The 12,319-nt window shown below is 51.2% G+C and carries 10 protein-coding genes, 1 pseudogene and 1 other annotated feature; all 11 genes and pseudogenes read right to left on the reverse strand.

The window, feature by feature from the left end; genetic code table 11:
* Positions 1-47 precede the first annotated feature (47 nt).
* The 11 genes and pseudogenes from AC0J5I_RS03330 to AC0J5I_RS03380 all read right to left on the reverse strand — a co-directional run bounded on the left by AC0J5I_RS03330 (position 48) and on the right by AC0J5I_RS03380 (position 12,308).
* Positions 48-1,715: a peptide ABC transporter substrate-binding protein gene (locus AC0J5I_RS03330; RefSeq protein ID WP_475303625.1), complete on the reverse strand. Its 1,668-nt coding sequence runs from the start codon at positions 1,713-1,715 to the stop codon at positions 48-50.
* 214 nt (positions 1,716-1,929) lie between these two features.
* Positions 1,930-2,670 (reverse strand): amino acid ABC transporter ATP-binding protein, encoded by a 741-nt coding sequence (locus AC0J5I_RS03335; RefSeq protein ID WP_107996328.1) that lies wholly within the window; start codon positions 2,668-2,670, stop codon positions 1,930-1,932.
* A gap of 88 nt (positions 2,671-2,758) precedes the next feature.
* Positions 2,759-3,436 (reverse strand): annotated as a pseudogene (locus tag AC0J5I_RS03340) (amino acid ABC transporter permease); the annotation flags it as partial.
* 24 nt (positions 3,437-3,460) lie between these two features.
* Entirely contained in the window at positions 3,461-4,171 is a 711-nt protein-coding gene (locus AC0J5I_RS03345; RefSeq protein WP_475303626.1) for an amino acid ABC transporter permease, read from the reverse strand.
* Positions 4,172-4,220: 49 nt separating this feature from the next.
* On the reverse strand, positions 4,221-5,093 hold the full coding sequence (locus AC0J5I_RS03350; protein ID WP_475303627.1) for a transporter substrate-binding domain-containing protein: 873 nt from the start codon (positions 5,091-5,093) through the stop codon (positions 4,221-4,223).
* A 29-nt stretch (positions 5,094-5,122) separates the two neighbouring features.
* A complete protein-coding gene (locus tag AC0J5I_RS03355; RefSeq protein ID WP_475303628.1) occupies positions 5,123-6,226 on the reverse strand; it encodes a uroporphyrinogen decarboxylase family protein in 1,104 nt (367 codons plus the stop codon).
* Positions 6,210-7,268 (reverse strand): Gfo/Idh/MocA family protein, encoded by a 1,059-nt coding sequence (locus AC0J5I_RS03360; RefSeq protein ID WP_475303629.1) that lies wholly within the window; start codon positions 7,266-7,268, stop codon positions 6,210-6,212. Before AC0J5I_RS03360 ends, AC0J5I_RS03355 begins: the two co-directional genes overlap by 17 nt.
* Before the next feature lie 156 nt (positions 7,269-7,424).
* Positions 7,425-8,468, reverse strand: coding sequence for a uroporphyrinogen decarboxylase family protein (locus tag AC0J5I_RS03365; protein WP_475303630.1), 1,044 nt, complete (start codon positions 8,466-8,468; stop codon positions 7,425-7,427).
* Positions 8,469-8,540: 72 nt separating this feature from the next.
* Positions 8,541-8,800 (reverse strand) — a binding site (T-box leader).
* A gap of 370 nt (positions 8,801-9,170) precedes the next feature.
* Positions 9,171-9,920 (reverse strand): esterase family protein, encoded by a 750-nt coding sequence (locus AC0J5I_RS03370; RefSeq protein ID WP_107996302.1) that lies wholly within the window; start codon positions 9,918-9,920, stop codon positions 9,171-9,173.
* 15 nt (positions 9,921-9,935) lie between these two features.
* Complete coding sequence (locus AC0J5I_RS03375; RefSeq protein ID WP_107996300.1) at positions 9,936-11,099, reverse strand: ATP-grasp domain-containing protein; 1,164 nt, start codon at positions 11,097-11,099, stop codon at positions 9,936-9,938.
* Positions 11,100-11,378: 279 nt separating this feature from the next.
* Positions 11,379-12,308 (reverse strand): substrate-binding domain-containing protein, encoded by a 930-nt coding sequence (locus tag AC0J5I_RS03380; RefSeq protein WP_107996299.1) that lies wholly within the window; start codon positions 12,306-12,308, stop codon positions 11,379-11,381.
* Positions 12,309-12,319: the final 11 nt, after the last annotated feature.

The following is a 12,319-nucleotide window of genomic DNA, read 5'->3' on the forward strand; positions in this document are numbered from 1 at the left end:
GTTAAGCGGATATTTTCTCACGTACTTGTTTTCGGTCTGTTATCCGTTTACTCTTCCACGTAGGCCGTGCGGAAGTACATCGCTGCACCCACCGGTTGGATCTGCACATCCTTCAAGGACGGATCGATCAGATTGGCATTGGCTCCTTGATAAATCGGCGCATTCACGGCGTTCTCGGCTAGCAGTGTTTCTTCAGCCGCCAACAACGCTTCCCAACGGCTTTCCGGATCGTTGGCATACGCGCTTCTGGTGTCGTCCAGCAAAGCATCGTAGCCTTCATCCGCAAAGCGGGAACTGTTCAGGCCGCTTGTGGATTCATACATCTCCAGAAAGGCGATTGGATCGGCATAACTCGGCGTATACGTTCCATAGGCGATATCATAGTCACCGTTCGTGGTCGATTCCATCCGGCTCTTCAAAGGCACATTGCGGATCGTAATCGTCAAGCCCGGCAGGTTCTCTTGCCATTGCGATTGCAGGAATTCGGCCGTTGTCTTGGATGTTTCCGTATCGGAAGTCAGCAATTCGAGCGACAGCGTTTCGATGCCCAGTTCTTCCTTCGCGGTTTCCCACTCGGCTTGTGCCGTTTCCACATCGTAGACGGCCAAATCGCCGCTCTCTTCGCGGAAATCTTCATCGGTTTCCGGATTGAAGGCGTAATTGGAAGGCACAAAACCATTCGAAGGAACGGAACCGTCATTCAAAACGGTATCCACATAAGCCTCCTTATCGAACGAATAGGACAAGGCTTTCCGCAGATGGACATTGGCGGTGCTCGTGCGGCCTTGGTTGAACCAGACATAGCCGGACAGAGCTTTCGGTTCCGTCACCAAAGCGTCGGAGCCTGCATACTGTTCGATGTAAGGATTGCTGATTTGCGTCAACTGGACCTCACCGGACTCGAACAGATTGATGTTCGTGGCGATTTCTTTGCTGACTTCCCAGTTGATTTGATCCAATTGGACGTTCTCCGCATCCCAATAGGCTTCGTTCGGAACCATCGACCAGTTCAGATCCGTGCCTTCCCAACCTTCCACGACGAAAGGTCCATTGTAGACAGTGTTTTCACTGTTCGTTCCGTAGGCGCTGCCCAATTCGCTCGCCACTTGGTGGTTCTGCGGCAAGTAGGAAGACGTCCCCAACAGGTCCTTGAAGTAAGCGGTCGGATTGCCCAAAGTGAACTTCACGGTCTTCTCGTCGATCGCTTCGACACCCAGTTCCGCTTTGTCCAACTCCCCATTGTTGATCGCTTCTGCATTCTTCAACGGATACAGTTTATTGATGTTCGGGGAAGCCGTCGCCGGATCCACAATTTTCTGGTAGGTATAGACAAAATCTTCCGCGGTCACCGGATCACCGTTCGACCAGTTCGCATCTTCCCTGATTTTGAAGGTATACTCCAGTCCGTCCTCGCTGACGATAGGCTCTTCGGCTGCGATACCCAGTTCAAACACGCCCTCGTCACCGACGCGGTAAAGACCTTCATTTGCGTTCTCGAGCACCACCAAGCTGGCGTTGTCGGCCGAAACGGCGTTGTCCAAGGAGGCCAACTCCCCTGTATTCGTGATTGTGATGACTTGCTCGGCTGCTGCGACGGTTGATGAAGCAGCCGTGCCTTCGCTGCTTTCTGTATTTGCGGCATCACCAGTCGAACAGCCCGCCAACACCAAACTGATTGCTAGCGTTGTCGTGATGACCCATTTATCTTTTAACATACTGTTCCTCCTGACAATTTTCATATATATTCAATTCTATATTGGAAGTCATTCCCTTTATAGTTCGTAAGAGTAGCTTACCATTGCAGCAGCCTTTAGGATAATTCCGATTTCCGAACACGTGTGATAGGCACAACCGATACATCACGAAACACAAAAAACCCGTCCCCCGTTGTGAACGGCAGGACGAGCGATGCAGGGGATTGTTCCGGGATCAAACCCGGGCCAGAATCCGCTGCAGGAACCCTCTGGTGCGGGCTTCTTTCGGATTGCCGAAAATATCCTCCGGCGTACCTTCTTCCACGATGACGCCCTGATCCATGAAAATGACCCGGTTGGCCACTTCCTTGGCGAAGGTCATCTCATGCGTGACGACGACCATGGTGGTGCCTTCCTCGGCGAGCTTGCGGATGACCTGCAGCACTTCACCGACCAGTTCCGGATCCAAAGCCGAGGTGGGTTCGTCGAACAGGATGACGTCCGGATTCACCGCCAAGGCGCGGGCGATGCCCACCCGCTGCTGCTGGCCACCGGACAACTGCGAAGGGTAGTAAGCCAAGCGATCGCTCAGGCCGACTTTTTCCAAAGCGCGGATGGCGGTTTCGATGGCTTCCTTCTTCGGCACTTTCCGCCCGACGATCAAGCCTTCGGTGACATTGTCCAACACCGTTTTGTTGTCGAACAGGCCATAGTTTTGGAAAACGAATGCCGATTTTTTCCTTACAGCGTTGATGTCTTTTTTGCTTGCTTTCGAAAATTCGGTCTGGATTTCATCGAAATGCAGAGAGCCTTCGTCGGCGCGCTCCAGGAAATTGATGCAGCGCAACAAGGTCGTCTTGCCCGAACCGCTTGGGCCCAGGATCACGACGATATCGCCTTTTTCGACTTCGATATCCACGCCTTTCAGCACTTCCGTTTCGCCGAATTTCTTATGAATATTCTTCAATGCCAGCATGGTATCGCTCCTTTCGTGCGTCTTGAAAATACTCCGGTTGGTTATCATTTTCTGATTTTACCGTCATTTTACGTCCGCGCTTGTAGAGGGACAAGCGTTGCTCCAGCAGTTGGAAGAATACCTGAACGAGCGAGCAGAGGACGATGTATACGATGAAAATCACTAGGTATGACTCCAGATAGTTGTAGCCGAATGCCGCTTCCGTCTTGGCGATGGCCGTGATGTCCTGTACCGACATCAGAAAGGCAAGCGAGGTCGATTTCAGCAGATTGACGGTGCTGTTGCACAAGTTCGGCGTTGCCGCCACCAACGCTTGCGGAATCACGATGCGACTATAGGCCTGGACCGGCAGCAGCCCGATCGAAAGGGCCGCCTCAAGTTGGCGTTTGTCGACCGTTTCGAGGGCCGAACGGAAAACCTCCGACAGGATCGCGATCGTATTCAAAGTGAAAACGATGTAGGCGTAATAAATTGGATTGATGCCGAAGACGTCGTAATCGAGCCCCCAACTTTTCACGAGCACGTTCAGCAGGCTCGGGAAAAGGCTGTACATCACCAGAATCTGGACGATCAAGGGCGTTCCTCTGATGAAGGATACATAAATTTGGGAAACGCGGGCCAATATTTTGATGTTCCGCTGTCTCGCCACGGCAATCAGGAAAGCAAACGGCAGCGCGATGAGCAAGGGGATAAAGGTCAAGCGCAGCGTTGTCGGGATGCCCTTCAACACAAGGATCAGAATTTCCTGCACATAAGGTAAATCAATGGTCATGCGTCTCGCTCCTCTCTCCTATGCCGCCCGCAGCGGTTGTTTTCCTGCCGATAATTTGTCTTCCGCCATCTTGAACGCCTTCTCGATCGCCAGCGTCAGCAGCCAATAGATGCCCGCCAACGCGATGTACGTCTCGATCGAATAACCGCCGAGATTGCGCGCGATGATCAGTTGGCCTTTGCCCATGATGTCGATGATGCCGATCGTGTAGGCCAAAGCCCCCTCCTTCATCAGCAAGATGAACGAGTTGCCGAGATTCGGCAATGCACTCACAAGAGCCTGCGGTAAAACGATCCTTCTGAATGCTTGTGCTTCGGTGAGGCCGATGCTGAGGGCAGCCTCGCGCTGCACTTTTGCGACGGCCAAGTAAGCCGACCGCATGATTTCCGAACAAGGCGCCGAAAACAGGAGCGACAAGGCAACGACGACAAAGTTGAGGCGATTCCAGCTGTTGATGTCGATGTCGAAGGCGCCCAACAGCACCTCCGGCAAGCCGTAAAAGACCAAGAACATCATGACGATCGAAGGCGTGCAGCGGATGATCCAGATGTAGCTATGGACGATTGCCCGCAGCCATTTCGGACCGCTGAGCCTTGCCCAGGTAGCCAGGAATCCCAAAAGACCCCCGATCACGATTGTACCGATCAAAAATTGCAGCGTTACGCCCAGACCGGATAAAATTTCCGGCACGGCCTTCCAAATATAAGCGATATCGAATGGACGATTCATCTTTTATCCTCCTCCTTGTCTGTGTTGTCATCCGTCGGCACTCTTGTTGTTATTCTTTCACGTATTGGAATGTATTTTCACCAAGGAACTCGATCATCAAATCATCGATGGTGCCGTCCTCTTCCAATTGCAGGAAGGCTTCGTCATAGGCGTCGGCCAGTTCCTGCTGTTCTTTGTTGAACAATGGCCAAGTCGGCAGCGCTTCGTAGACGAAGTAGTCGAAGTCATCCTTGTATTGGCTGTACGGCGCGCCTTCTGCCAGCACGTTCACTTCATAAGCGGTCTTAACGGCGAAGTAGCCATCATAGCGTCCTTCCAACAACCAGGTGTAGGCGTCGGCGATTTCGAATACATCAGCCGCAGTCAGTTCGATTGGTGTATCCGGATGTTCCGCATTGAAGTCCTCGATCACGTTGTACTGGGCATTGTTGGGCGAAATGGGAACCAGGCTCTTGCCTGCAGCCGCAAAGGATTCCAAGTCGGTGATTTCTTCAGCATCTTCCGAACGGATAAGCACACCGATGCTGCTGGCGCCGATATAATTCTCAGGGAAAATGAATTTCTGCGCGCGTTCCTCTGTATACCAAGCACCTTTTGTTCCGACATCATACTTGCCGGATTCAATCCCGATCAGCAGATCCTCGTCAGAAGTCGGCACATATTCGAATTCATACTGCGGCAACAACTCGTCGATGGCTTTCAAAACGCTGACTTCGTAGCCGGTGGATTCGCCGTTCTCATCCACATAATTCATCGGCGCGGAGCTTTGCGTATGCGCGACTGTAACTGTTGTCACTTCCACCGTCTCAGCTGCGGAACTGCTCGTTGCCTCACTCGTCGTTTCCGCATCCGTCTGACCGCATCCGGCCAAAAATGCTGCCCCCAATAAACTTACTGTCGTCAATAATCTTCTTCTCTTCATATTCTACTCCTCCTGTGTTATCAATTATTTTAATGGTTCGTTGTGTTTATGGTCGTCGTGCTCACTTTTTGGGCGGCGGCGTTGATGCGTTGATAAAAATCCGGGTTGGCTTCCAATGAGATTGCGCAGCCCGGTGCAAATACAATGCCCGTATCGCCGGTTTCGGCGAGGACATCCGACAATCGATCGACCAGCAAATCCTCGACTTCCTGAGCATTATCCGAAAACGTCAGATCGGTTTTTGGCGAGATGCCGCCGATCAGCAGTTTGTCCGTCAGTGCCCGCAGCTTACGGAAACTCAAGCGGGTCGGATCTTCCGCGTGATCGCTGCCGTCTTCCCAGTTGATGGCCTGGACATCGTAATCGATAAAACGTTCCACAGCCAGATCGACATGCCCATGTGCATGCAGGATGTTGAACCAGGTGCGGTCGTTGATGTAAGCCAAAAGGTCATCCGTATAAGGTTTGGCGAAAGCTGCGTAGTCCGCTTCGGAAATATCGCCGCGTTGGCTGTACTGCTCGGCGATGAAGAAACCGTCCACGCCGGCCGCGATCAATTCGTCCACAAACACTTTATTCGAGGCATGCAGCACATCGAGCGCCGCCTTCAATTCCTCACGATGGTTTTCCAGGAAATCCGCAATTGGGCTTTCTTCCGGTCCGTCGACGATATGCGCGATCGAATCGTTGCCTGGCGCAAATTGCTTCACCCATGACAAAGGCGAGAAGACGGTGCCGACGACCACTTTTTCGCCTGGATAATGATCCACGATTTTCTTGGCAAAAGCGGCTTCGCGCTGGAGAACAGGGTTATCGGCTCGTAACGGCTTCAAGCGCGTCAAATCTTCCGCGCTCCGGATCGGATACTCCAGGATTTTGCCTGCCCATTCCTTCGCATCTGTCGAGAATTCGATAGGAGCTCCATAGGCTTCAGCGAAGAATTGCCCTTGCGACATCAGCTTGATCAGATCCCAATCGTTCTCATCCGTGAATGCGATTGTCGCTGCGGCAAACGCCTCGACGTCCCGATCGACTAATGGCATGTGACGCCAACCGGAAATGGCCGGTCTGTCCAAAGGTTGCTTTGCGATGGCTGCTTCAATTCGTTTTCTTCCATTAAATTTTTCTGTCATAGTGTGCGTCCTCCTGTTCGATTGGTGTCCATGTCTGCGTTTCCTGCGACCGGTAGGCGGCTTCCAGAATGCGCAATGCGGTTATCCCCTGCTCCGCTGTGACGAAGGGAACGGTATCCTGTTCGATGCTTTCGATAAACTTGTCGACGATTGGAGTCAACGGTTCCGTATAAGAATCGCCTTGCGCCGGATCATCCAGATAGGTCTTTTCCCCGTTCTTCCGGTAGAGTGCGACCGGATGCCCGTCCGCATACGTCGCGACTGTGGCATTTTCGCCGTAGATGACGGTCTGCCTATCGTTCGAATAATCGAACCAGTGGGTCAGCAGCGTTCCCTGTATCCCCGAGCGATGTTGTAATTGCAGCACCGCATAATCCTCATATGGGACCGGGCTGCCGTCAGACAACTGTTTGCCTTGTGTCATGGTGTTCGCCAATACTGCGATGACGGGATCTTCACTGAACAAGTAGTTCAACAAGTCGATGCGGTGGACGCCGACTTGAGTCAGAGCCCCGTTCGTATGGCCGATGCGGTCGTAGAAATCAGGGAATGCCGTACCCCAGCCATCATTTTCCTGGCCTTGATTGGCCAAAGTCGTCCGGTAAGCATGGACCTTTCCGAGTGTCCCTTCCGCCAGCACTTTTTTCAGCAGCTGATGCGCGGGATAAAGCCGTTGGTTATGGATGATCATCAACTTTTTACCCGTTTTCTCGGCTGCCTGCTGCATTCGTTCTGCCTCGGCCGCCGAATCCGCCATCGGCTTTTCGCAAAGCACATGCTTGCCTGCTTCCAGGGCGGCGATGGTGATGGGGCTGTGCGACTGTTCGTTCGTCGCGACGATGACGGCATCGACTGTTCCGTCTTCCCAGATTTCATCCAGGTTCCGGTAGACTTTCCCGCCGTACCTCTTTTGGAAAGCTTCTGCTTTGGCGATGGTGCGGTTATAGAATCCAATCAAATCGACTTTTTCATTTTGGTGGCTTAGAGGGGCGTGCCTCTGTTTCGAAACGTCCCCGCAACCGATGATGACAATCCCGACCATGGGACCCCTCCTTTCTTTGCCTTCCGATTTTTAGGATGACGGCTGTTTTAGCTATGTGCTTGATTCTATCATGGCTGTTCGGTTAAAAATAATACCGATTGTCTATCAGGGTTGACCGCCTGTGCCGAACACCGGCGCCTGCTTTGTTCAATTCGATTATGCCGAGGGGGTCGCTTGTTTGCGGTTCTTGCCCGACACGCCGGCAGCTGTATCCCTGACCAATATCAAACGATCCAGTTCGATCTGCGGATTCACGGTGCAGTCCGCTCCGATGATGACGCCTGTATCGCCGATTGCTTGGATGAGGTCGGCCGTGTATTGGGCGATATCCGCTTCGTTTCCTGCATCCAACAGCGTGCCTGCGTTATTGTCGAATCCGCCGATCACCGCTTTGTTGCCGAAGAAGTCTTTGCCTTCCTTCAGGCTGATTTTTTCCGTGTGGACCGCCCAGTTGTAGGCTTTTGCATCATAGTCCTGGTAGTACGCCAAGTTGTTTTGGTTATGCTCATAGCCGCATATATGCAGGATGTTGTAGTCGCTGACTGCATTTGCCGCAGCCAACACGTCCAATTCACTCGGCGCGATGTAGGTCTGGTAAGCTTCTTTCGTGGCCGCGCTGGTTTGGACATTCTGAACGCTCAGGTAGATGCCGTCCGCGCCTGCTTCTTCGATGATTTTTTGCGTTAGCAGCGCCACGTCCTTGGCGATTTCGTTCGCCGCATATGCGAGTGCGCCGGGATCCGTCTCAAAGAAACGGGTGAATTTTTCGAGATCCTTATCCCACGCTTCGAAGGCGATCCGGATATAGTTCGCTGGCGAAAAGATATTATAGAAGGTTGCGATTTCACCGTTGAAGGATTCCTTGATTTGCTTGACCGTCTTGACCTGCTCCGTGATCCACGGATGTTCCGGCCCAACAGCTTTGACGTTGTACAGGTCATCCGCATGCTCGATCGTTTTTTCCAACAGGCTGGGATGGCCGAAGAAGCCATCGCTCATGATTTTCACGAAATCCGGGTTGAATGCGTCGTAGAAATCCGTATGCCCCTCGATCACTCGATCCAAAATCGATCTGTCCTCCAAACCACGGAATTGATCATCACCGAAAACAAAGTGAAACCAAAAGCCAACCGGCACACGCTCCGTTTCTTTGTTGTCGAAAGCGTCAAAAATCAATTTTCTTCTGTTATTGTCTGTCATGTATATTCCTCCTAAAGTTTAATAAAGTGTAATAAAAAGTGTAATAAAAAATCGCCCCTCTGGATCGATTCCAGAAAGGACGACGGTTAGATCGCGTTACCACCTTGCTTCATGACAATCTTGCGATTGCCATCTCAATCAGTACAGAGGGATTCATCATGCTCAATACTGCTGCCTGTCTAACGGGGGCGTCCGGACGCGCCTGAAGGAAACTCCCTATCAGCGCATCAACTCCGAGGCCATTTTTCCTGTGCTGCCGTCCGCTCTTTCTCACCAACCAAGAGCTCTCTGAAGGACTATCCAACAAGTACTTTCCTCTTCTTTGCTTTTTTCTGTATGGCTTTGATTCATAGACACAGTCTATCATCGCAGCCACGGCCTGAAAAGCACACGATTCCGAACAGGATTGACAGGGAAAAGCGAACACCGGGTTGCGTGGTTTCGCTTGTGCGTGGGTAAAAAATGGATAGCGGCCAAGTATTCATGGTTTTGAGTGTCTGGCATGCGAAAAAGATGAATAAAATTTATTAATCCATCTTTTCGAGCCGCCGTCGGACGAAAAGCATGGATAACGGCCAGTTGTTCATGTTTACGCGCAAAAAAGGCGGCCGGCCCGACTTTGGCCCCCGACATTCATCCCCACGCAACAAAAAGCCCTCCCAGCAAAACGCTGAAAGGACGGGATTCTCTTCTCAAATACAATTATAGCTTGCCTTGCTCGTTCAGTTTGCCCAGGAAATATGGCATCTGGACACGCCACCATTCCCAATCGTGATGGACGTTCTCGCCCCAGAAATCAATCCAGGCAGGGATGTTCTTGAAGCGCATCACTTCTTCAATCTTGCGCGTGTCGCGGATGCTGACTTCTTCCCAGTTGCCTTGGCCGGTCGCGACGATGATGTTGCCGGAACGGTATTTGTCCAGGAACCAGCCGTCGTTCAGATTCCAAAGGTAGTCGATCGGTGAGTTCTCATAAGCGTTGCGATCATGGTAATTCCCAAAGAAGTAACGGACATCGTAAAGGCCGCTCAACGCGATGACGCTGTCGAAGACATCCGGATGGCGCAGGTAAAAGTTCAGGCTGTGGTAGCCGCCCATGCTGCAGCCGGTCGTGATCATCGGTCCCTGATAGTTCGTCTGATGCTTGATGTGCGGCACCAGTTCCTCGATGATGTAGCGGTCATAGCGTTCGTGCATGTTGGCGCGGTCGTACGGACTTTTCCATTCGCACAGCCAAGATTCGTTGTCCATGCTGTCGGGTGTATAAAATTGCACTAAGCCTTGGTCGATGAACCACTGGCAGGCTTCAATCATGCCGAAGTCCGCGTATTCGTTGTGGCTTCCTCCAGATGATGGGAAGACGATGATCGGTTTACCCGCATGTCCATAGCGATTGAAACGCATCTCACGGTTCAAGTGACCGCTCCATTGTGATGAATATTCTACGTGCATCTTATTTCCCCCAGTCTATTCGGTTATGGAAATCATATGGATAATGTCCATCAGTTCTTGATATTCTGCCGCACGGATGACGTAGCCGAAATCCCCCATGATAGCCGCAAAAATCCCCGGCATTTCTTCAAACAGGACAACGTTGCCTCCGTAACGGGCAATCACTTCCTCATGCGTGAAGCGGTAAGGATGGACACCTTTGCGGCTGACATAGCAACAGTAGTAAGGCGTGTTCATCTGCGCCGTGAAATTGCCGGTCGCAACCAGATTCCCGTATGCGGCATACAGATCGACATCATTGGCCCAGTTCCACATGTCCATCGTATGACCGCCAGGCGGACGCAAGTTGGCTTCCAAGGCAACCAAGCTGCCGTCAGGTAAACGGAAAAACTCAAAATGGAAGAAACGCTCGCGGACATTGAAGGCCTGAACGAGTTTGGTTCCGATTTCGCGCAAGTCTTCCGGCATATTGCGGTCGACATAGTAGAACATATCCGCATTTTTTTCGACGATTTCCAACACTGCTTTTTCGTACACAAGCGTGGCATCGAAAAGGATATTCCCCGCGGCATCAGTCAAACCGTCATATGTGACGATCTTTCCGTCGATGAATTCCTCAAGAATATACGATTCATATGGATTCTTCACATGGAAAAAATGCCCGAGTTCTTCTTCTGAACGGATTTTGTGCGTATCCGCCGCACCTACGCCTGAATCAGGCTTGATGCAGACCGGGAATCCGTATTCGTGGCATAACCCGAGGGCATCGTGATAATCGCCGATGACACGCCCTTGCGCTACCCGAATGCCTATTTCTCTGAATTTTTCTTTCATGGCGGATTTCAGTTTTACGAAGGCCATATCCTCGTTTTTGAAGCCGAATACGTTGAAATCAGTGCGCAGACGCGCATCCTGCGCCAACCAATATTCGTTGTGCGATTCGATACGGTCCATTTTGCCGTGCTTGTAAGTCAAATAGGCCACCGCGCGCATCATTTCGTCATAATTTTCCATATCATTGACGCGATAATACTCGGTCAGGCTCTCGCGCAAATCAGTATCCAACAACTCAAACGGCTCGCTGGCGATACCGAAGACATTCACGCCCGCCCGCTTCAGACCGATTGCGAAATTCTTGAAATTACTGGGAAAATGGGGAGATATAAATACGTAGTTCATGGAATTTCCTTCTTTCTTCCGAACATTAGATTACAATGAGAATGTACCATTTTGACAGCATATTTACAAGCGTTTTTCAGTTGGAAAGGGAAAATATTGATACAATCGAGGAGCTATTTTGATTAGCTGAAGGCTGCTAAAATCCAGTCCCTCGAAAGCCATGCGCAACACCCTAAACTGGATTGCGCCAAAAAGCCCCTGCCCTTACGCAACTAAGGCGCGAGGACAGGGGCTTTCTTCACTTGCAGTCACTTCGAGGTGCTGCAAGTGACTCTTTATTTATTTTTTGACCAACTCTAGCGGAGAAGGGATGTACGCATCTACTTCTTTGCCAGCAAAGAAGTCAAAGGCTGCTTGTAAAGCAAGTCTGCCCATTTCTTCAGGTTGTTGCGCGACAGTCGCACTCATTTTTCCTTCTTCAACAGCATTCATGCCATCTTCCGTTCCATCAAAGCCAACCACCTGAATTTTCCCGGTCAAGCCAGCAGCTTCGATTGCTTCAATGGCACCCAATGCCATTTCATCATTTTGAGCAAATACCGCTTGGATATCCGCATGCGCCTGCAGCATATTTTCCATAACTGTCAGTCCTTCAGCGCGGTCAAAATTGGCTGTCTGGCTGTCCAATAGATTCAACGACCCCTCAGCGATTTTCGTGAAGCCTTCTCCTCTTTCACGAGTTGCAGAAGCACCGGGAACACCTTCCAGTTGGACTGTGTTGGCTCCTTCTCCTGATAATTCGACAATATATTGCGCAGCTAGCTCTCCTCCGGCTGCATTATCTGAAGCAACTAAGGTAACCACTTCTCCCCCATCGCTGGAACGATCGATTGTGATGACAGGGATGCCTGCGCTGTTTGCGGCTTCCACAGCAGGAGCAATCGCAGCCGAATCGACCGGATTGATCAGCAATACATCGACTCCCTGCTGGATAAGGTCATCCACATCATTCGTCTGTTTTGCTGTATCATCCTGGGCATCGACACTGATGATTTTCGTGCCATTTTCTTCCGCTAGTCCAGTGATGCCGGCTTCCAATGAAACAAAGAACGGATTATTCAAAGTTGAAATAGAGGCTCCCACAACCAATTCGGAAGCTTCCTTTTCCTCGACAGCAACACTTTCTGCGTTGTCGCCTTCCAATGTAGCTCCTCCGCATCCAGCCAACAGTAACAAAGAAGCAGCAGTCAATCCCAATAATTTTTTCATTTTTATTCCTC

Source organism: Trichococcus sp. TS_SC_9 (assembly GCF_056156325.1).